Source organism: Chryseobacterium oncorhynchi (assembly GCF_002899895.1).
In the GTDB taxonomy this organism is placed as follows: Bacteria; Bacteroidota; Bacteroidia; order Flavobacteriales; family Weeksellaceae; genus Chryseobacterium; species Chryseobacterium oncorhynchi.
In genome coordinates this window covers 381,928-404,736 of record NZ_PPEI02000001.1, presented here as the reverse complement: position 1 = coordinate 404,736, position 22,809 = coordinate 381,928, and the positions used below count along the sequence as shown (strand labels likewise).

At 35.4% G+C, this 22,809-nt stretch carries 17 protein-coding genes; 10 read left to right on the top strand and 7 right to left on the bottom strand.

Going from position 1 to position 22,809, the window contains the following annotated elements:
* Positions 1-158: 158 nt before the first annotated feature.
* The 4 genes from C1638_RS01920 (at position 159) to C1638_RS01905 (ending at position 4,127) form a co-directional block, all read left to right on the top strand.
* Positions 159-1,238 (top strand): glycosyltransferase, encoded by a 1,080-nt coding sequence (locus tag C1638_RS01920; RefSeq protein ID WP_109617701.1) that lies wholly within the window; start codon positions 159-161, stop codon positions 1,236-1,238.
* Positions 1,239-1,306: 68 nt separating this feature from the next.
* Positions 1,307-1,657: a hypothetical protein gene (locus tag C1638_RS01915; protein WP_109617699.1), complete on the top strand. Its 351-nt coding sequence runs from the start codon at positions 1,307-1,309 to the stop codon at positions 1,655-1,657.
* Positions 1,658-1,781: 124 nt separating this feature from the next.
* Entirely contained in the window at positions 1,782-3,185 is a 1,404-nt protein-coding gene (gene lpdA / locus C1638_RS01910; protein WP_109617697.1) for a dihydrolipoyl dehydrogenase, read from the top strand.
* A 102-nt stretch (positions 3,186-3,287) separates the two neighbouring features.
* Entirely contained in the window at positions 3,288-4,127 is an 840-nt protein-coding gene (locus C1638_RS01905; RefSeq protein ID WP_228427983.1) for a proline and serine-rich protein 1 family protein, read from the top strand.
* Between the two features lie 105 nt (positions 4,128-4,232).
* Here the strand turns inward: C1638_RS01905 and C1638_RS01900 are convergent, their stop codons facing one another.
* A complete protein-coding gene (locus C1638_RS01900) occupies positions 4,233-4,679 on the bottom strand; it encodes a hypothetical protein (RefSeq protein WP_109617693.1) in 447 nt (148 codons plus the stop codon).
* Between the two features lie 127 nt (positions 4,680-4,806).
* On the opposite strand from C1638_RS01900, the gene C1638_RS01895 reads away from it, so the two are divergent.
* Positions 4,807-5,631: a CvfB family protein gene (locus tag C1638_RS01895; RefSeq protein WP_109617690.1), complete on the top strand. Its 825-nt coding sequence runs from the start codon at positions 4,807-4,809 to the stop codon at positions 5,629-5,631.
* Positions 5,632-5,662: 31 nt separating this feature from the next.
* On the opposite strand, the gene C1638_RS01890 is transcribed toward C1638_RS01895, so the two are convergent.
* On the bottom strand, positions 5,663-9,574 hold the full coding sequence (locus tag C1638_RS01890; RefSeq protein ID WP_109617689.1) for a DUF7948 domain-containing protein: 3,912 nt from the start codon (positions 9,572-9,574) through the stop codon (positions 5,663-5,665).
* Positions 9,575-9,762: 188 nt separating this feature from the next.
* Here C1638_RS01890 and C1638_RS01885 point away from each other — a divergent pair, with 188 nt between their 5' ends.
* The 4 genes from C1638_RS01885 (at position 9,763) to C1638_RS01870 (ending at position 16,063) form a co-directional block, all read left to right on the top strand.
* Positions 9,763-10,356 carry a TetR/AcrR family transcriptional regulator gene (locus tag C1638_RS01885; RefSeq protein ID WP_106917642.1) on the top strand — a complete coding sequence of 198 codons (594 nt, stop codon included), beginning with the start codon at positions 9,763-9,765 and terminating at the stop codon, positions 10,354-10,356.
* 87 nt (positions 10,357-10,443) lie between these two features.
* Positions 10,444-11,796 carry a TolC family protein gene (locus tag C1638_RS01880; protein WP_109617687.1) on the top strand — a complete coding sequence of 451 codons (1,353 nt, stop codon included), beginning with the start codon at positions 10,444-10,446 and terminating at the stop codon, positions 11,794-11,796.
* A gap of 9 nt (positions 11,797-11,805) precedes the next feature.
* Positions 11,806-12,867 (top strand): efflux RND transporter periplasmic adaptor subunit, encoded by a 1,062-nt coding sequence (locus C1638_RS01875; RefSeq protein WP_109617685.1) that lies wholly within the window; start codon positions 11,806-11,808, stop codon positions 12,865-12,867.
* Positions 12,868-12,874: 7 nt separating this feature from the next.
* On the top strand, positions 12,875-16,063 hold the full coding sequence (locus C1638_RS01870; protein WP_109617682.1) for an efflux RND transporter permease subunit: 3,189 nt from the start codon (positions 12,875-12,877) through the stop codon (positions 16,061-16,063).
* A gap of 106 nt (positions 16,064-16,169) precedes the next feature.
* On the opposite strand, the gene C1638_RS01865 is transcribed toward C1638_RS01870, so the two are convergent.
* The 5 genes from C1638_RS01865 to C1638_RS01845 form a co-directional block, all read right to left on the bottom strand.
* Positions 16,170-16,901, bottom strand: coding sequence for an SDR family oxidoreductase (locus tag C1638_RS01865; RefSeq protein ID WP_109617680.1), 732 nt, complete (start codon positions 16,899-16,901; stop codon positions 16,170-16,172).
* 68 nt (positions 16,902-16,969) lie between these two features.
* Entirely contained in the window at positions 16,970-17,374 is a 405-nt protein-coding gene (locus C1638_RS01860; RefSeq protein WP_109617678.1) for a helix-turn-helix domain-containing protein, read from the bottom strand.
* 140 nt (positions 17,375-17,514) lie between these two features.
* Positions 17,515-18,411, bottom strand: a complete 897-nt coding sequence (locus C1638_RS01855; RefSeq protein ID WP_109617676.1) for a retropepsin-like aspartic protease — start codon at positions 18,409-18,411, stop codon at positions 17,515-17,517.
* 177 nt (positions 18,412-18,588) lie between these two features.
* Complete coding sequence (locus C1638_RS01850; protein ID WP_109617674.1) at positions 18,589-19,353, bottom strand: hypothetical protein; 765 nt, start codon at positions 19,351-19,353, stop codon at positions 18,589-18,591.
* A gap of 149 nt (positions 19,354-19,502) precedes the next feature.
* Positions 19,503-20,267, bottom strand: a complete 765-nt coding sequence (locus C1638_RS01845) for a hypothetical protein (protein WP_228427980.1) — start codon at positions 20,265-20,267, stop codon at positions 19,503-19,505.
* 222 nt (positions 20,268-20,489) lie between these two features.
* Here C1638_RS01845 and C1638_RS01840 point away from each other — a divergent pair, with 222 nt between their 5' ends.
* On the top strand, positions 20,490-22,793 hold the full coding sequence (locus C1638_RS01840; protein ID WP_109617672.1) for a tetratricopeptide repeat protein: 2,304 nt from the start codon (positions 20,490-20,492) through the stop codon (positions 22,791-22,793).
* The last annotated feature ends 16 nt before the right edge of the window (positions 22,794-22,809 follow it).

Genomic DNA, 22,809 nt, shown 5'->3' with positions numbered 1-22,809 from the left:
CTTCGATTGAAGAGCTTAATTTATTTTTGTCCCTGTCTTATTTTAAGAATAAATATAAAATAAGCTCCTATTTTAAAGCTTAGTTAATTTCTGTTAATAAGATTGCTACAGCCTGGCTTCACTTTAAACATAACCAAACTTTTTAGTAACTTTAACTGATGAAAAAAATATCTGTCATATTTATTCTGCCGGACTTAGAAACCGGAGGCGCAGAAAGAATTGTTACCACCATTGCAAATCATCTCTCCAGGGATCGTTTTGAACCCAAGATTTTGCTTTTACGGAAACAAGGCGGATATCTTAATTTCTTGAAAAAAGATGTTGAGATCATAGACATTAATACAGAAAGAATAAGACATTCATTAAGGCCTATTTTAGGGGAAATCTACAGAAGAAAACCTGATATTGTATTTTCCGGTTTTGGTGAAGTGAATGCTTATTTATCATTATTTATAAAGCTTTTTCCGAGAACAAAGTTTATTGCCAGAGAAACAAATGTGGTGACGCAGCATGTTACCAGAAAAGAAATCAAATTTTTCTATAATTTTTATAATAACTATCAGAGAATCATTGCTCAAAGTGATGATATGATGAAAGATCTGGTTGATAATTTTAAGATTAAAAAGAAAAAAATTGTCAAAATTAATAACCCTGTAGATTTTGATTTCATTGATGAAAAGCTAGCGATTTCTTCCAAACCTGAATGTTTCAAATACAACTATAAAAATGTAGTGGCCATTGGGAATTTATCTGCGAGAAAAGGCTTTGATAATCTATTGAAAGTGTTTTCAAGGCTTAAAAGTGAAAATATCCAGCTTCACATCTTAGGAGATGGAAAAGATAAGGATGTATTGCTCCAAATGAAGGAATTTCTGGGACTTAAGAACGTTATTTTTCATGGCCGCCAAGAGAATCCTTATCAGTTTTTAAAATATGCAGATTTATTTATCCTTTCTTCAAGATATGAGGGTTTTCCTAATGTACTTTTGGAAGCTGGTGCCTGTGGAACCTATTCCTTAGCCAATAACTGCCCCGGAGGGATTAACGAGATTATTCAGTATAATATTAACGGGGAAGTTGGTAATATTGAAAATTATGAGGATTTTGCACAGAAAATAATATCCGCGATGCAGCAAAATTATAATCGTGATGCTATAAAGAATTCTATTAAATCCAGATTTTCAAAAAATATTATCATGGGTAAATACGAAAAGGTTCTGCTGGATTTGGTGAAATAGTATTACCCTATCACTTGTCTTATGGAGGTTTATTTTCTTAGATTTGGGATCTGATAAAATAGATGTCAATGAATAAAGTTTCCCAAATAGGATGCGCTTGTGAAAAACCCGGCTCCAATTATACAGAATATAGAAGTTCAGAATTAGGTATAGATCATACTAATGGAAGATATGGAGAAGTAACGATTCAACAATGTAAATTGTGTCAAAGAATATGGATTCATTATTTTGTGGAATATGAAAGTTTTTCCAAATCAGGAAGATGGTACAAAGGAATTGTTTCGAAAAAAGACCGTACACTCATAACCCCTGAAAATGCAGCGGAGTATCTGGAAAACCTTGAGTGGTATGTATATGGCGGTTCTTATTTTGATAGCTCAGGAAGTATTGGAAGCGGAAAGGTGAGAATAGATCTATAACCGCGTTAAGGTATTTAAATTTTTTTGATCTCAAAATTGATAAAACTCACTTTGGTGCTTGGTAATTTATACGTAAATTTGTGAGAAGTAAGATAGATAATAATAAACAAATTCATAAAATAACATGAGTCAATTCGATGTTACCGTAATAGGTTCTGGTCCTGGAGGTTATGTAGCTGCGATCCGTGCAGCACAGTTAGGTTTCAAAACAGCAATTATTGAAAAATATTCAACTTTAGGCGGAACTTGTCTTAACGTTGGATGTATTCCGTCAAAAGCGCTTCTTGACAGCTCAGAGCATTTCGAGAATGCAAAACACAATTTTGCAAGCCACGGAATTATTATCAATGAGCCAAAAGCAGATATTGCAAGAATCATTGAGCGTAAAAACGAAGTGGTAGACCAAACAACTAAGGGGATCAACTTTTTGATGGACAAAAACAAAATTACCGTTTTTGAAGGATTAGGAAGTTTTGAATCTGCTACTCAAATTAAAATCACTAAAAACGACGGTTCTTCTGAAACGATCGAATCTAAATATACAATCATTGCAACAGGTTCTAAGCCGTCTTCACTTCCTTTTATCTCTCTAGATAAAGAAAGAGTGATCACTTCTACTGAAGCATTAAATCTTAAAGAAATTCCTAAGCACCTTGTGGTAATCGGAGGTGGAGTTATTGGTCTTGAATTAGGTTCTGTATACTTAAGATTAGGTGCTCAGGTAACAGTTGTTGAATTCATGGATAAAATTATCCCTGGAATGGATGGTGCTTTAAGCAAAGAATTAACTAAGGTTCTTAAAAAGCAAGGTATGAAGTTTATGCTTTCTACTGCGGTTTCTGCAGTGGAGAGAAACGGAGATACTGTAAAGATCACTGCTAAAGATAAAAAAGGTGAAGAGGTAGTTGTAGAAGGAGATTACTGTTTAGTTTCTGTAGGAAGAAAACCTTATACAGATGGTCTTGGTCTTGAAAAGGCTGGCGTAGAGCTAGACGAAAGAGGAAGAGTAAAAACAAACGATCACCTACAAACTAACGTTGCAAACATTTATGCAATTGGTGATGTTATCAAAGGTGCTATGCTTGCTCACAAAGCAGAGGAAGAAGGAGTTCTTGTTGCTGAAATATTAGCAGGTCAAAAACCTCACATCAACTATAATCTGATCCCAGGTGTTGTATATACTTGGCCGGAAGTTGCAGGAGTAGGTAAAACTGAAGAGCAATTGAAAGAGGAAGGAGTAGCTTACAAAGTAGGATCTTTCCCAATGAGAGCGCTAGGAAGAAGCCGTGCAAGTGGTGATGTAGATGGTCTTGTGAAGATTATTGCAGACGAAAAAACTGATGAGATCTTAGGAATGCACATCATTGGAGCAAGAGCTGCTGACCTTATTGCTGAAGGAGTAATTGCTATGGAATTCCGTGCAAGTGCTGAAGATATTGCAAGAAGTTCTCACGCTCACCCAACTTATGCAGAAGCTATTAAAGAAGCTGCATTAGATGCTACAGCAAAAAGATCAATTCACATGTAATATTTGATTAAGAAATTAATCATTTCAATATAGAAAGGGAAAATCAACTGATTTTCCCTTTTTTTGGCATAAAAATGGAGATTAATCTTGAAAAAATTAGGAATGAAGAAAATTTTTATAAGTTCAATGCTTTTGATAGGCATTAGTTCATTTGCTCAAGAAGCAGGAAAAGTAGGAGAACTGCTAAGAAATGAAGCTTCTACCACAGAAATGCAGGCTCCAAACGGAATAAATACAAGAAATAAAACGATTGACCGCAGTTCAGACCGTTCCAATAATAAGATAAAAAGCCCCAATTATCAATGGAATAAAAACTATGGATATGCTGAGGTTTTTCTTCGAATCCCAGAACAAGGCTTTTTTACCGTTGAAGTTGGAGACCAAATGATAGGAAATGGCTCTGGAAAATACCGTTTCTTTGATTTGCAATCTGGTAAAGTACCTGTCTCTATTTATGAAAACGGGTTTTTAATTTACAGAACTACTTTAATGCTTCGAAATAATAGTAGAATGGTACTGGACTTTTTCACAAATGAGGGGTTGTATCTTTTAGATTCATATCCTGTTCAGGGGCAATACGGATTTAATGATTGGAATGATGTATGGAATAACCCTTACGGTAATAACTCCGGAAATTGGAATAATGCAGGAAATGTCATGGATAATGCAAGTTTCCGCCAGTTTTTTGAGATGTTAAAAAGAAATGAAAGCTTTGATGATGGTAAAGTTGCAATGATTAATCAACAGATGCGAAATACCATGTTTACAGCTGTACAGATAAGAGACTTGGTAAAGTCGCTCAGTTTTGATAAAAATAAATTAGCTTTAGCGAAATCTATGTATCATAATTGTGCTGATAAGAACAAATATTTTGTAGTCTATGATGCATTTGATTTTGAAAACAGCAAAAGGGAACTGATGGATTATATTTCCAGATTATAATAGAGTAAGAGAAGTTAACCGCTTCTCTTTTTTGTGAATGAATCTTCTGTAGATTTGAATAAATAATTTACGAAACCGATTAAAAATAATAAAATTTTAATTTATTTACATGATCCTCATTTTATCATAAAACTTGGAGTTATTGGGCGCAATATTGAATTGTACTCCGAAAGTAATCCCTTTAAAATATTTGTCCTTATGGATGGGAAAGGCATATCCGGTATTGAGAAATAGCATATTGAACAGTGAGATTCCAATTCTAGGTTCCAGTGAGTATTGGTTTATTGAAACTCCATAAAGCTGCCCATTATTAGTGTAATAAACATTGGCTTCCGGAAGAAATTTATCGGTTTGATTGATACGTGTATAAAGCATGGATGGGCCAAGAATTACAGATTGATAACGAGAATCCCCAATTCTGAACTCTAAGCCGGCCTGTAAAACATTTCGTCCGGAGTATCGATAAGCTACATTAATGGCTGCATTTTCCAGTAATTGTGCGTTTGCAGTGACCGTAGAAATAAGAAATGCTAGAACGAAATATTTTTTCATGTTTTCCGGTATTTTTATTCAAATGTAGCAGTTTTAAAGGCTATTGGAAAGATAAAATAATTCTTAAAAGTATTCAGTAGGTTAAAATCTTCAAATTTCCGTACCTTTGTCAGCTAATTTATCATCAATGCAACTCGGAAAAACTCAGAATTTAGAAATTTTAGATAAAAATAATTCAGGATGGATCTTAACGGACGAATCCGGTGAAAAGGCTTTTCTTCCTAAAATTTTCACTCGTGAAGATCAGGAAATAGGAGAGTATGTTGAGGTTTTTGTTTATCAGGATGATGATAAATTAAAGGCTACCACTGAGATTCCATTGGCAGAAGTAGGTGAATTTGCGGTGATGAGCTGTGTGCAGAGTCTGCCTAGCGGAGCGTTTATGGATTGGGGGATTATTAAGGATCTTTTTATTCCCTACAAGCAGCAGAAGACTAAGATCATTGAAGGAAAAAGATATTTGGTTTATATTTATGTAGACGAAAATATGGATCTGATCACAGGAACTACAAAGTTTAAGAGAAATCCACAATATCAGGATCTTCCATTTAAAAAAGGAGATAAAGTAGATCTTATCATGATGAATGAAAGTGAACTGGGATGGAATGTGGTAATCAATAAACAATATATAGGTTTGATTTACACATCAGATGTTTTCAAAAAGCTATATCCTTTATCAGAAGAGAAAGGTTATATCAAAGTTATTCGTGAAGATGGTAAAATTGATGTTTCTCTACAGTCTGATGGTTTTGAAAACATTGATGAATTCAAACAAAAGATTTTGGATAAACTGGAAGAAAATTATGGACTTCTACATGTTTCAGATAAATCTTCCCCTGAAGAAATTAAAGATGAACTTCAGATGAGTAAAAAGAATTTTAAGAAAGCCATCGGAGGACTTTATAAAGATAAGATCATCGATATTACAGAAGACAAAATCAAATTATTATAAAACAAAAAGAGCAGAATTATCTGCTCTTTTTTTATTCTCTATTCTTAATCAATAGCCATCCGTTATAATTTCTTCCGTCCGAAACCTGTATGGTGTACCAATAACTTCCTGTAGGAATTGGTTGTAGGTCATATTTCCCATTCCATTGGAAAGGAGATTTCTTTATTACTTCCTTAAAAATAAGCATTCCTCTTCTATCATAAAGGAGAACTTCAGTTCCGGGATAATTTTCTAATCCGGCTATTCTCCAGGTATCATTGATTCCATCTCCGTTAGGTGTAATTACATTTGGTATATTGAAAATGGAGAATTTTTTTTGCCCAATAGTACAGCCAGCTTTTGTTCTTACATACACTGTATATTCTCCCATACTTAGATTAGTGAAAATATTAGAATCCTGCCATGTGGAATTATCCAGAGAGTATTCAAAGCTTCCCGTTTCGGAAAGAATAACTGTGGCTGTAGTGTTTGTAATATTTATTGATACAATAGACGGTAAAACAGTATGAGTAACCTGAGTGGAGGCTGTATTCTCACATCCGAAATTGTTGGTTACCTTTACAGAATAAGTTCCTGGCGTAGATACTGTAATGGTTTGGGTTGTAGCCCCTGTGCTCCATAAATAAGATTTAAATCCTGGTCCAGGATCCAAAATTGCAGATTTACCTGCGCAAAAATCTAATTTTAGAGGAAGATTAACAACAGGTTTAGGATTTAAAGTTAAACTTAATCTCACTAATTTGAAACATCCGGCAGCAGTTGATACTCTCACCCGAATAACTGTTGTTCCAATATTTAAAACATAAGCTGAAGGGTTAGCAATAGGGTTTCCAGCTGTATCTGTATAAGTAAAAACATAATTACCAGGATTATTAATGATACTGCCCTCATAAGACTGAAGGTTTACGGTCATTGTATTTCCTGTATTATTGTTACATAAGGTCTCTGCATAGTCTTTAGCGGGAACATTATCCAGAGTAAGCGTTACAGAAATAGCTAGCTTTTCAGACTCACAATTGTTTAATGTTTGAGTTACATAATAAGTTTGTCCATGCACAAGAGGTGTTGTTATTGGCAACACATTTCCTGCTGCATTATAGAATATCAATGAAGTTCCCGTTACGACCAACTTATCTAATGCTGGATTTGCTGATTCACAGAACTCCTGATTCACATTAGCCGTTGGCTTAGGAGTCGTATTTACTGTTACCTGAATGGCCCTTTTGCTACTTTCACAGCCATTAATGGTTTGAGAGACATAATAAGTCTGTCCATTAACAAGAGGTGTTGTTATTGGTAAAATATTGCCTGCAGCATCATACCATTTTATATTTTGGCCTGTGATCTGAATATCTGAAATTTTCGGATTGTTTTTTGAACAAAATATCTGTGATGTACTTGCACTCATTGGAATTGCAATAGGACTAACAATTACATTTTGATTTTGTGTAGCTGTATTTCCATGGCCATCATTATAGGTCCAATGAATGACATAATTTCCGGGAATAGAGTATGATAGTGGATCTGTTGTAGTTGCAGTAATCGCTCCGGCACAGTTGTCTGTAGCAGTAGGGAAGTTGGTAATTACTGTATTGCAGTCCCCTGTAATATCAGGTAAGTTAATAATATCAGGAACCGGTAGTACACTATCGCCAACAGTAATATCCATTGTGAAAACGCCATCACAAGATGATCCGGTAACCTGGCAGAAATAGATGCCCTCATTTGCAGCATTAGCATTAGGAATGGTAGGGTTTTGTAGTGTGGAAGTAAATCCGTTCGGGCCGGTCCATTTGTATGTTGTTCCTCCATTGGCATTAAGTTGAAGGGTAGAATTAGGACAGACTGGAGAATTGGAAGTTAATGTAATCGTAGACTTACAATCTTTAAATTTGGCAATAAAAATATCATTAGACGGATGCCCTCCCTGCTGTTGAAAAGTTCCGGGAGTAGCAATTCCTGTTGTATTGTTGCTAGACATTCCTGTTAAATAAATAAACCCATCACTGTCTTTTGTAATACGACCTAGCTGAGTACCTCCATTACCTCCATAAAATGTACCCCATTCTCTATTGTTATTGATGTCATATTTTATCATTGAGGTCTTTATGTATGGGCCGGTGGATGTCATATAGCCATCAGAAGTAGCTATGTCGGTTTGGCCTACATTGGATAGTGCACTGAAAAATACATTACTTTCAGAATCAATATGTGCTGTAAGCTGAGTCGTATAATGAAAAGGCAGAGTAACCTTGGTGATAGCATTGGTACCCAGATCTACCCTCCAAATTCCTGCTGGCCCATAGATTGGCCCATTTAGATTAGGAAACTCACCTGCCAATATTAAAATATTATTTACGATTCTTGCCTCCCATACAAATTCCTGACTGGAATATCCATAATAGCTAGATCTTAATAATGTTCCTGTTTTTGAGAACTTTAAGTATAATCCGTCTGATACACCTCCAAAAGTTGGTTGAAAGGGATTGACCATTGGGATTAATGGTGATTGAGTAGCTCCAATAATTTCTAAGTCCCCTGAAGAAGAGAATATGTTAAAAATAGCAGTTGAGTGATCCGAAGCTCCAAAAAATGAAGACCATATCATATTACCGGTTAATGCATCTAGAGCAGTCAGGTAAGCATCAGAATAACCATTGGGGCTTAGTTTTGTTGGTTGGGATGCATTTAATACAGGGAAATTAGGACTCATTGTTTGGCCTCCTAAAAAAACCTGTCCATTATTATAAGATACAGTATATAGTTCATCCGGTGAGTTACCAATAAAATTTTTTTCGTAGACTAGACCTCCATTATTGTCAAACTTAACCAGGGTAACATCTGTATTACTTCCTGATCTATACGTTTCTCCTCCTGCATATACATTGAAAGTTCCATCAAAATCAACATCCTCAAAGGAATCATTCAAAGGTGTTCCATAATAAGTGCCCCATAGCTTTTGCCCATCTTTGGTTATTTTTGTTAAAAAAGCATCAAAAGTTCCTATTATAGTTTGTTGGTAAGTCCCAGAAGTTGCTAGGTTGTTTGTGCTATTGGTAGAGCCAAACAAATAGGCATTATTTTGAATATCTGTTTCTATTCTTCCATATTCTTCGCCATACCCTCCGGCATAGCTTCCCCAAACTCTTGTAGGGACAGGATCAATAACAAGGGTATTTTTATAAGTGTCATTCGGAGAGTTGAACCCAAAAGTCTGGTTTCCTAGATCCTTAAAAGAAATGTTTATATTTTCTTTTTTAGCAGTAATGATCCAACTATTAGGAATGTTTTCATGAATTTCTCCAAAACGTACATTCATAGTAAGTTTATCATTTTTAATGGATGTAGGAGCTCCATTGAATTTCATTTTTATATCTGAAACCTTTCCGCCTGGATTGATGATGAAATTATATTCAATTGGTTTCAAAGTATCATTGGGCTTGAAGAAGATAAGGTCAATGTTAGGATAAATGTCCTTATATCGAATCTTTTGAAAACGATGAACATTTCTAATGCCTTTAGAGTTATTAGGGAGATTGAAATAGTTATCATAATCTGGAGACTTTCCCTCTGCGGTAATGCTTGGGTTTCTATTAGAATTTACAAACTCAATATCGATTCTATGAATCAGTTTTTCATAGATGAATTCATCTATATTATAATGCCTGGGATCGGGAATAAGTTTGTCAGATTTTTTTGAAAAATTAGGATTTGCAGTTTTTTTTGTTTCATAAATATCATAAGAAAACCCATTAGAATGTAATTGTACATTTAATCCCTTAGAATGAAATAGATATTTTACATCTTTATTTTCTTTACCATCCTGATCAATAATTTGACCCTTGTTTTCGTAAAAATAATAAGAATTGTTTTCTGATATCTTTTTTTGAGAAAATATAAATATCCCACTCAGAAATGAGAGGAGAAATAAAATTTTTGGCATCGGTTATTAATTTTTACAGTAAAGATATGAAAATCCCCTTTTGATTGATCATTAAATAATAAATCACTGAATTTTATTTTTTTTTTGAAACATGATGAATGTCATGACAATTTTGTTTAATTTTTTTGTTTAACAATTTTGTCAAAAATAAATTTTACTATAAATTTGCACAAATTTGTTTAACAAAAATGTCAAATCAAGCAAAAAAAGACCAAACACAGGAATTGATCAAGGAGACAGCGAAGAATTTGTTCTTTGTGAAAGGAAAATTTGATGCTACTACGCAGGAAATAGCTGATGAAGCGGGAGTAAACAGAACCCTTATTAACTATTATTTCAGATCAAGAGATAAACTGATTCAGATCATCTTTGATGAAGCTCAAAAAGTAGAGCAGGAAAAATCAAAGATCATCCAGAATTCAGATCTTCCTTTCAAGGAAAAGATCAGCGAATTTATAGAAAGTAGCCTTTCTACCAGTCTTCAGTACCCATACCTGGAAAGCTATATCGTTTCCCAGATCAACAAGGGAACCTGCCATCAAAGAGAAATAGAAGAAGATATCCTTCAAAAAATGTACAGCGATATCGAGAAAGAAATGGAATTGGGAAATATTGAAACAATGGACCCTGTTCAGTTTATACTGAATATGGTTTCACTATTGGTTTTTCCAAGTGCAATTAGACCTCTTTTTATGGAGAATCTAATGATTAGTGATGAGGATTATGATAAGATTATTTCAGCACGAAAAGAGATCATTATCAATATGTTATTTAAAAACTAAAAAAATATAAAGTATTTCTAAAAATGATTCGTCATTTAGAAAGAAAATAATAACAAGTGTATAAAAAAATAAACGAAGTATAAAATTATGAACAGAAAACGTATAACTGCTAGAAAGCTAAAAATAGGGATAGCTGCTGCATTTATGATTTTCGGCTTTTCATCGGTGTCTGCCCAGCAGCAGGTTTCTCTGCAGGAGGCAATTAAACAGGCACTACAAAATAAAGCAGAGGCTAAGAAAGCTGCTTTACAGATAAAAAAAGCTGAATATAAGATTGATGAGGCCAGAGCCGGTGCTCTTCCGCAGATCAGTGCAACAGCCGGACTTACATACAATCCAGTAATTCAGGAATCTTTGCTTGAATTTGGAGGAGAGAGAATCAGAGCTCAGTTGGGTCAGCCTTGGAGTTCTAGTGCTGTTGTTCAGCTTCAGCAGGCTTTATTTGACCAAAGAGTTTTCACAGGACTTAAAGCTGCAAAATCTACAAGAGAGTTTTACGTACTAAATGCTGAATTAACCAATGAGCAGATCATTGAGAATGTAGCAACAGCTTATTATCAGGTGTTTGTACAGGAAGAAAACCTTAAAACAGTAAAAGCTAGTTATGCTAATACTGAGAAAGTAAGAAATGTAATTAAAAGCTTGGTAGATAATGGTCTTGCAAAAAGCATAGACTTAGATCGTACCAATGTACAGCTTACTAATATTGGGTCAAATAGACAGCAGTTGATTAACTCTGTTGAGCTTTCAAAAAATGCTCTGAAATTTTATATGGGAGTTCCTATCGGTACAGATATCGAGCTTGAAGAAAAAACGATTGAGCCAAAACCTGAATTGATAGCAAGTAATGTAAATCTTGATAACCGCACGGAAATCAGAGTTTTAAATAAAAATAGAGAGCTTCTTCAGTTTAACAAAAAAGCTACAGAAGCCTATCTTTATCCTACTGTTAACCTTACAGCAAATTATGGTTGGGCTGGTATGGGGAAAAAATTCCCTTTAACCAATGGTCTTAATAATGGAGTGCTTTGGAGTGATTATTCAGCAATCGGTTTGAATGTTAGTATTCCTATTTTCACAGGTGGAGCTACAAAAGCTAAGATTCAGCAGGCAGAAATTGATCTTCAGGATTTAGATCAGGATATCCAAAAAACACAGCTGAGTTTGGATCTGGATTATAAAAATTCCATAACCAATATGGAAAATGCAATCATCAATATCCAGAGCATGAAAGATAACGTAGATCTTGCAGAAAGAGTACAGAAAAATACCCAGTCCAATTATCAGTATGGTTTAGCAACGCTTACAGAAGTCTTGGATTCTGAAAATGCTTTAACACAAGCAAAACAGAACTATTCTAATGCATTGTTGGATTACAAGCAAGCTGAGATCAAGCTAATAAAAGCTAAGGGTGAATTGAACACACTACAAAACTTATAATAAACTAAAATGAAAAAAACTTTAATATATATCATCGTAGCAGCTGTACTTGTAGGGTTGGCCGCATATAAGATTGCCGGTAACAAAGAAAAGCAGACTCAGGAAGTAAAGGAGGTTGCCAAGCAGGTAGATAAAATCAATGTAAATATTGTAACGGTTGCAAGAGAAAATATAGATACAGACTATTCTGCAAACGGAACATTTCTTCCTAAGCAGGAGATGAATCAGTCTTCTGAAATTGCCGGACGTATTGTAAGCGTTTTGGTGAAAGAAGGTTCAAGAGTAGGAGCAGGTCAGGTTTTGGCAACCATCAAGAGAGATGCTATCGAAGTGGATGTTACACAGGCTCAGAATAACTTGCAGAATGCTATTATCGATAATCAGCGTTACGAAAACGCCTTTAAAACAGGAGGTGTTACAAAACAGCAGGTAGATAATTCAAGACTGCAGCTGAAAAATGCACAGGCAGCTGTAAAAGCTCAGGGTGTAAGAGTAAATGATACCAGCATCCGTGCAGGGATCAGTGGTACAATCAATAAAAAAATGGTTGAGCCAGGTACAGTTGTTTCCATAGGAACTTCTATGTTTGAAATCGTTAATATCAACAGCTTGAAGCTTTCCGTATTGGTAGACGAAAGCCAGATCGGAAAAATTCAGCTAGGGCAGGAAGTTCCAATTAAGGTTAACGTTTTACCAGAAGATTCTTTTGTAGGTAGAATTACATTTATCGCTCCAAAAAGTGATGCTTCCTTGAATTTCCCTGTTGAAATTGAAGTTCAGAACAGAGGAAACCTAAAAGCAGGTATGTATGCAACTGCTAAATTTAGCACAAACAATGGTGCAGAAACTCAGAATATGCTGACAGTTCCTGCTGAAGCGTTTGTAAACGGTGTAAGTTCAGGACAGTTATTTGTTGTTCAGAATGGTGTTGCTAAATTAATTAAAGTAACCATTGGAAAAGTTTACGGAGATAAAGTACAGGTGTTAAGCGGATTGAACGGAGGTGAGCAAGTGGTAACCAGCGGACAGATCAACCTGGACAACGGATCTAAAGTAAACATTATAAAGTAAACGATATATGAAGTTAGCAGAAATATCGATTAAAAGACCCTCGTTGGTAATTGTATTATTTACAATTCTGACGTTGGGAGGTATCCTGAGTTATACGCTCATGGGATACGAATTGATTCCGAAGTTTGAAACCAACATGGTAACTATTTCCACGGTGTATCCGGGAGCTTCACCGGCAGAGGTGGAGACGTCCGTCACCCGAAAGATTGAGGATGCCGTAGGTTCTTTGGAAAATGTAAAAAAAGTAGAATCTTCTTCATATGAAAGTTTATCCGTTATCATGGTTCAGCTGAACGATGGAGCAGATGTTGACTATGCATTGAATGATGCTCAGAGAAAGGTAAACGCTATTCTGGCAGACCTTCCGGATGATGTAAAAGCACCGTCACTGAATAAATTCTCCTTAGATGATTTACCTATTATCACAATGAGTATTTCATCTGATAAATTAAATAGTAAGGATCTTTACGATTTATTAGATAAAAAGATAGAACCCATTTTCTCCCGTGTAAACGGTGTCGCTCAGGTTGACCTTGTGGGTGGACAGGAAAGAGAAATTCAGGTGAATCTGGATGAGAAAAAATTACAGGGGTACGGACTTTCAATATCAGATGTACAGCAGTCAATTCTTTCCTCAAACCTTGACTTCCCTACAGGTAGTTTGAAAACGAGAACCTCAAAATCTACGATTAGATTATCAGGGAAATATAAGTCGATTGAGGAAATGAACAACCTTGTTGTTTCCAATAAAAATGGTGCACAGGTTCGTTTATCTGATATTGCAACAGTTTTTGACTCTCAGAAAGATGCTGAAAAAGTAGCGAGATTCAACCAGTCTTCTACCATTTTGATGCAGGTGAAAAAGCAGTCTGATGCGAATGCGGTAGCTGTATCTGAAAGCGTTCAGAAAACCATTAAAACAGTAGAAGAAGCTTATAAAGTTCAGGGAGTAAAAGTAAAAATTGTAAATGATACAACAGAATTTACCCTGGAATCTGCAAACCACGTTATTTTCGACTTATTCTTAGCGATTATTCTTGTGGCAATTGTAATGCTATTATTCCTTCACAGTATCAGAAATGCATTTATTGTAATGGTTTCTATCCCGGCTTCATTGGTGGCAGCATTTATCGGAATGAACTTAATGGGGTATACTTTGAACTTGATGAGTTTACTAGGACTATCGCTCGTGGTAGGTATCCTTGTGGATGACGCAATTGTTGTACTTGAGAACATCTACCGTCATATGGAGATGGGGAAAAGCAAGATCAGAGCAGCCTATGACGGAGCTTCAGAAATTGGATTTACTGTTGCTGCTATTACATTGGTAATTGTGGTAGTATTCTTACCAATTGCAATGAGTTCAGGTCTTGTAGCAAACATCTTGGCTCAGTTCTGTGTCACGGTGGTTATTGCAACCTTATTATCATTGTTGGCTTCATTTACCATCATTCCTTGGTTGTCATCAAGATTTGGTAAACTAGAGCACTTAACAGGTAAAAACTGGTTCGAGAAATTCATTCTTTGGTTTGAGGGGTTAATCGACAGCTTCACGCACTGGATCACAGGAATTCTTGAATGGTGTCTGAAAACGACGTTGAGAAGAATTTCTACTGTGATTATTACATTCATTGTTTTGATCAGTTCATTCATGTTAGTAGCATTTGGTTTCATTGGAGGAGAATTCTTCCCGCCAATTGACCGTGGTCAGTTCTTGGTACAGATGGAACTTTCAAAAGATGCAACTGTTGAAAAAACAAACCAATTAACATTAGATGTTGAGAAGTTTTTAAGAAACGATAAAGATGTTGTAGACCTTATTACAACAGTAGGACAGCAGTCTACAGGTTTTGGTGGTGCTCAGGCAACAACGTACCAATCTGAGGTTCAGGTAAACTTAACAGACAAATCTGAACGTTCTGAAAGTACTAACATCAAAGCCGCGAAAATAAAAAGAGAGCTAGAAGAGAAATTCACAGGAGTTGAATTCAAAACTGCTCCAATCGGTATTATGGGTGCTGAAAATGCTCCAATCGAAATGGTAGTAACAGCTCCGGATAATGCAATGGCTGTAAAAGAAGCAACAAGAATCTTAGAATTATTGAAAAAAGTTCCTGGAGCAGTAGATGCAGAATTATCCACAGACTCAGGTAACCCTGAAGTACAGGTGTCTATTGACAGAGATAAAATGGCTTCTTTAGGCTTGAACCTTTCAAGTGTAGGACAAACGATGCAGACTGCATTCAACGGAAATACAGACGGAAAATTCAGAGCCGGAGAATATGAATACGATATTAATATCCGTTTTGGAGATGTGAACAGACAATCCATTGATGATGTTAAAAACCTTATGTTTACAAACCCTCAGGGACAGCAAATTCGTCTAAGTCAGTTTGCTGATGTAAAGATGGGTTCAGGACCAAGTTTGCTTGAGCGTAGAGATAAATCTCCATCTGTAAAAGTAAGAGCAAAAGCAGTGGGTAGACCCGTTGGTGACGTTGCTAATGAATGGGCAAATCAGTTCATGGATAGCAAGAAGAAACCTATTGGTGTAGATTACATTTGGAGTGGTGATATGGAAAACCAGCAGGAAGGTTTCGGTACTTTAGGAATTGCATTATTAGCAGCTATCGTATTGGTATATCTGGTAATGGTTTCACTATATGATAGTTTCGTGTATCCTTTCGTGGTATTGTTCTCTATTCCATTGGCGATGATCGGGGTAATGGTTATTCTTGCCTTGACAGCCAATTCATTGAACATCTTTACCATGCTAGGTATGATCATGTTGATTGGTCTTGTAGCGAAGAATGCGATCCTTATCGTTGACTTTACGAATGCAAGAAAAGCAGCAGGAGCTAATACACATGATGCTTTGGTACAGGCCAACCACGCACGTCTTCGTCCGATCCTGATGACAACAATTGCAATGATCTTCGGTATGTTACCGATTGCATTGGCAAGTGGAGCAGGAGCAGAAATGAACAAAGGTCTTGCATGGGTAGTTATTGGTGGTTTAACATCATCTCTATTCCTTACCTTGATCATTGTGCCGGTAGTATACTCTCTATTTGACTCTGTTCTAAGAAGAATGGGTAAAGATACTAAAGTAGACTATGAAGCTGAAATGAAAGCTGAATATGAACACAGAGAACTAAATGAGGACGGATTTACTCCTAAGCATTTAGATAAATAAATTAAGCCTTTAATTAACCGAAAGCGCCTCAGAATTTCTGAGGCGCTTTTTGTTTCAACTTAATAACTCTTTTTTACTAAAATGAAAATATTCTACTTCGATTTTGCTACCAGGCTACCTCAAATCCATCACTGAAAAATTTTCCAGAAGGTCCGTTATCATCAATTGTAGCAAATGCTATGATAGCTTTGGTTCCTTGCTCTGGAGTTTGATATCCGGTAAATCCATTAAGATCAGTAGCTGTGAATCCTGGGTTGACACTATTGATTTTAAAATTTGTGTCTTTAAGCTCATAAGCAAGCATTACTGTAAAAGTATTGACGGCTGTTTTTGAACTGGAGTAGGCGATAGGTTTAACATCATAAAATTCATAATTAGGATTGCTCTGATTAGTTAATGAACCCAGATCACTGGAAACATTAACAATTCTAGGATGTTCAGACTTTTTCATTAAATCCAATAAGTGTTGGGTTACCTGAATTACTCCAAAGAAATTGGTCTCATAAACGGTTCTGATATTATCTAAAGAAATAGAGGATGCATTTTGAGGCATTTCTCCTATTATTCCTGCATTATTGATCAGAACATCCAGTTTGGAAATCTTAGATTCCAGTTCAGTTTTGGCTTGTTGCACAGAGAGTAAATTGGTGACATCAATTTGTAAAATATCGACATCCGTGTAACCCAAATCCTTTAAGGTTTCAACAGCTTTTAAACCCCTGTCAAGATCTCTGCTTCCAATGAAGACGAAATACCCAAGTTGTAAAAGTTGTTTTGCTGTTTCAAAACCGATTCCTTTATTTGCTCCCGTAATCAGAGCTGTCTTTTTGCTTGTCATAATTTTATCATTAAATAATAATGCAAAATTAAAAAGCGTATGACAGACAAAATAGTAACCTTTTCTGTTTAAATGGTAACCTCTTCTGTTTTTAGATCAGGATGGTTCTCATTTCTGTATTTTTTTGGTGTTTTACCAGTAAATCGTTTGAAGAACTTCGTGAAATTAGAAGGATCGTAGTCTAATATTCTTGCGATCTCATTAATAGGCTTGTTGGTATTGATGATCATCTCTTTAGAAATAACAATCAGTTTCTCTTCATACACCGCACACGGTGATTTTCCTATAACTTCTTTGACAGTATCACTTAAGTGATTCGGATTGATAAATAAAAGCTCTGCAAATTGATTAACTTCATATGCTGTTTCAACTTGCCCTGACTGAAGATCAGCCAGGTGTTGGTCTAGTTCAGCAAGAAATTGGTTTACTATTTCTACCTGTCTGAAAGAAATATTTTTATCCTGTTTTTTCATTCTTATTCATTTACAGATCTAACATCTGGAAACCCCTCATAATATTTCTGAAGAATGAGGAATATCCGAGCTTTTTATATTACTATCAAATTCAAAACCAAATACGTATTTTTTTATGATCAATAATAATCTTAAAATAATTAATTAAACTCCGAATACAGATTTTTATTCAGTTTAAAATAAATATACTGATTCTTAAAATCAATAATGGTATTGAACCTTTTTAAAAAGCCGTTTCCGAAAAATCCTGCCATTTTTTCTGAGGAATCAATCCCTTCAGTAGAGCCGGAAAGTGTAATAGGGATATTATAAAGGTATTTCTGTGCAAATTGAATGGACGGACAAAGTACAACAGGCATTTCATAGACTGAACCGTCAGAACCTTGTGCCGTGGCTTTCCCGATAGTTTTCATGGCGCTGCTAAAGGCATTCTTTTTAGCATAAGGAGAAGCTATAGTTAAAGCATCGTCCGCTCCGGTGTCAAGACCGAAAAATCCTGAATATTGTTTACCATTTATAGTGATGATGCTTTCTATGGCAGGGTAGTTGTCAATCATGTGAAGCTTCATTTTTTCGTATCCTGAATAATCAATAGATGCATCATTTTCATCATAAAACCGGATTACATTTTTGTGATAATCGATCTCAATGATTTTCCCTTTCATCATATCTGTACCAAAAACACCATCAAAATTAACCGCACCATAAGGAATCAGAGTAAAGAGAACAGCATTTTTCTTTATATTTCCAAACTCTACGGTATTCTGGCTGCTGTAATCAACCGTATTTACACCATTTGAACCCCTGTTTTCTGATTTTCCGTCAATTTTCAGAGCTACTTTTTTCTTTGAATTGATATTGATGACAGAGCCATCTGCTCCCGTGTCAAATAAGAATTTAATGCTGTCCGTTTTGTTTACTTTACATTGTAGATAAACAGAGTTGTTCTCCAGAGAAAAAGGAATAACTGCAGGCCCCTTTTGTGCCGAAACTGCCATGCTGATAAATGCCGTAAAAAAAAGATAAATAAAATCCATATGAGTAGTATTTTCCGACGAAAATAAATCTATTTATAACCAAGGCAAAGAAATAGAATGTCATTAACCTTCCCTTAACCGTTCTTTAACCCAGAACTTTTATTCATAGGATTTTAAATAAAAAAGCAGTACCCAAAATGAGTACTGCCATTATAATATTTAAATTTTTAATTTTCTTTATGGTTCATCGCAATTCTTTTTCAGCTTTGTAAAGATTTTGTCAAAGCTTTTATAAACCGTTCCCTCGTCATCACGTTTCTGTCTGAAACTGCTGTTGGCACAGTTATGAAAACTAAGACCAATGAGATCTATAAGAGCATAATCTTCCTTTTGAGGATCATCCATTTTAGCATTAAATCGGTTCATCACTCCTTGCGGATCAGCATTGTTTTTACTTTTAAGCTCTGTATACATCTTCCATGAGGCAAACATTTTCTCTCTGTCCGGAGAAGATATGGCATCAATAGGTTCCTTGCAGGTTGCGTAGAACTTGCTGTCTTTAAGAGTGGTAGGGTCAGAGAAAGCCAGAATTTCTTCCTTGTTCAGTTCATATTCATTTTCAAAGGTCTTGATTGCCTCTTCGTACAAGTTTTGCCATACAGGAAGGTTAATTACCTTAAGGCTGTAAAGTTCTTTCTTCTTTTCCTGATACTGTTTTTCCAGATTTTCTAAATGAATATCTTTATTTTTACGAACATCTTCAAGGCTTGAAAGTTTAAAGATGGGGTTGGTATCAAAATGAACCCCGTTGAATTTATATAAAAGTTTATTAACCCCGTCTATTTCTTCTTTTTCATATTTGGTAGCATCAAAATACCCCTTGTTATCACAGTTGAATGTCTGATAGCTATATAGTGTCAGATTGTTTGTTTTTGTAGGGCCTTTTTGTCCCCAAACAGGAGCAGATAAGGCTATAGAAAGCCCAATCATCATATTTTTCATGCGCATAGTTGTAGAAAGAATCCGAATTTTCTAAAATTTCAGTGCAAAATTAAGGCTTTAAATTTGAAAATTAAAGAATTAGATCAATTTTATCTATCGATTTTTGTAATTTAATGTGAATTTTAATTTTTTGCTTTAAACAGGCGGGTTTATGGCTCGTCGCAATCTCTTTTCAATTTTACAAAAACCTTTTCAAAAGCCTTAAATAAAGTACCCTCCTCATCTACCTTAGTTCTGAAACTGTGATTAGCACAATTACTGAAAGCATTGATGAGATCTATGAGTGCAAAATCATCTTTTCGTTGATCGTTCCATTTAGCATTAAATACGTCCTTTGTACCGGAATAAGTTTCTTCATTATTTTTTTGCTCAAACAAACTTTTCCATACCGAATACATTTTTTGCTTATCATTGGTGGTGATGGCATCAATATATTCTTTACAGGTATTATAAAATTTACTGTTTTTAAGAGACTGAGGATCAGAATAGGCCATAAGAAGCTCTTTTCTGAGTTGATATTCGTTTTCCAAAAGCTTCATAGCCTCTTCTTGCTGTTTTTTCCAAATAGGAAGATCCATTGTTTTAAGGTCCAAAAGTTCTTTTTTTCTTTTCAGATAGTCTTTTTCAGCTTGTTGTAAAAGGTGGTTGCTGTTACTGCGAATATCATCAAATTTTGAAGGGCTAAAAACAATAAGAGAAGAAAACGGAGACCAGTCTAAAGGATATAAAAGTTTGTAAGTACCATCTATTTCCTCCTTTTTATATTTTGAAGGATCAAAATATCCCTTGTTGTCACAACCAAAAGTTTGATAACTGTAAAGTACCAGTTTATTACTCTGAGCAGGCTTTTTTTGTCCCCAAGCAGCAACATATAGAACCAGGGAAAAACCTATCATCATTTTTTTCATATGCATAGTGCCCGAATTTTCTGAATTTTGGATTTAAAAATACTCATTTAAACCCAAAATCTAAAGAATTAAACCTGTTTTTATTGAATGCCTTTCCTTATTTTATAAGCTTTGGCATTTGTTTTTCACTTTGTTTTTTATATTTTGCATAGAATATAAAGAACGTGCAGAATTTATCTGGGCGTGCAGCAAATGAAATGATAAAATTATTAGAACAAAATATTAATAATGTATAATAAATTAGAGCAACTGTTTTATCAGGGAGATCTGGAACAGTGTATTGCAGAGGGAGAACAATATTTATTGTCAAACCCTGAGGATGAAGAGGTATTATTCTTAATGGCAGTGGCCTACCATGACAAGGTTTACTATGATGGGCATGAGGAAGCCTATAATGCTATCCACGACAAGGTTATTCCTTATCTACGCAGGATTCTAAATGTGAATCCCAACAACATAAGAGCACTTTATAATATCCTGAATTATCCTTTAAGCAACGAATATACATTGATGCAGATAGGTAGGGTAAAGAAACATATTACTGAAGAAAATAAAGCAGAATTTATAGCTTACGCAGAGCGTTTACTGGACGATTCTGAAAATGAAGTCTATGGCTATGATTTTTTAGTCAAAATATATGAATCTCTGGGTGAGAATAAACCTCTTTTAAATAGCCTTGAAGCAGGGATGTACTACTTCCAAAGAGAATTTGCCGACAATCGTGAACTTAGAGATAAAAATACATCGTTGTTCTGGATCAAAAAGATCTATCTGCTGGACCGTGAAAAGATGATCTCCGGGGAAGAACTTACCGCTCTTATTGATCGGGAACATTCCACATTTGTAAGCAGAGAGGATTCTGACTTTATAAACCTTGCAGATATTGCCTATGAAAATAATGCACCGGATCTTTCATTGAAGATGATGTTGAAAGCTATTAAAGGGAGTAACAGCGCGATGTTTATACAGGAAAAGCTGGTAGAATGGCATCAGCGTTTTGCAGAATTGATTCAAAACGGATTCAATCATCCTGATGTTTTCTATTACCAGCTGATCATTGAACGGAATTACGCTGATATGCTGAAAATTGCGGACGATTTTTATAAGCAACATGCCCTTGAGGTCATCAATACCCATCCGCAAATTTTCTCAGGCTATCACTTTGCAGGAACTTATTTCTATGATGCAATGCAATATTCTGAAGCAATTCCTTTACTGGAAAAAGCTGTAGAACGCTCTTCCAATGCAACAGCATGGAGACGAAAAGTAGAATCAGAATATCACTTACATAAAATCATACCCTCTGAAATTCCGGCTTTCACAGATTTGCCTACTGATATTTATAACGAAGGAGTTTATCTTAATGAATTTATAGAGGAAATAGAGGATGAGGAAGACCAGATCAAATGGACTGAAGTTCATACTATGGTTTACCAACAGGCTTATGAAGCTTTTCAAAGATATTATGAAGAAGAGCAGTTTGAAAGTAATTATTACAACGATATGCACACCAGAGCGATGTGTTGTAATAATCTGGCCATTAAGCATTCTTTATTGGGTGATCATCTTTCTGCAATAAAGGTTGCCTCTGAAGGGTTGAAATATTCAGAATTCAGGGAACTTCATCTTGTATTGATTGATGCATTGCTATTTGAAGAAAATTATGAGAAAGCAGAAGAGGCACTGAATAGTTATTTCGGCTTGTACGATGATGAGGATGAAGATTATCTCTATAAAAACCTGTACTACAGAGCACGCCAGATAGAAGTTTTAGGCTTGCAAGGCTCTCCTGAAGTGTATTCTGATGCCGAAGAAGCCCTTAATTACTTCTACCAGCATACAATGGATAATCCTGAGATCAGTGATTATGACTACAGGGATCTGGAAGCAGGTAAAAATGTTTTGGAGGGAATCCTTTATCCACGTCTGGAAAGTGAAGATCACGACACCAGATTATCTTATTATAACGATCTGGCAGAACGTTTTCCCAAGGAACCTAATCCGCAGTATGCATTGATGCAGATCTATAATGAGGAAGAAAACTACAAAAATGTAGCAAAAGCAGCCAAAAATTATCTGGAAAATAAAAAAGACTTTCTTTTAAATGATTTTGATAAGGCCAAAACAATTTATATGATCGTTAAAAGTAATTTTCTTCAGGGTGATTATACAGAAGCAGCCTCTATATTCAGTCAATATGATGCTGAAAATGACGACGCTATGGATCCGGAAGATTATGTGCTTTGGTTAAGCTACGGAATCCGAATCTATGAAAAACTAAATAATAAGGATCAGACTTTAATGCTTGCAGAAAGATTCAGTAAAATCTATAATGATGAAGAATGGGGATATGATGATCTTACGGAAAGTGTAGAATTGGCAAAAGCTGTTGTATTGTATCAGGATGGAAATCTTAAAGATGCTCACGCTCTATTGGACCATGTGCGATCATTTCCGGAGTATGACTCTATTGCAGATGAATATAAAGCTTCATGGAAAAAACCGGGGCTGTTTTCTAAGTTTGGATTCTAACTGTTGAAATATAAAA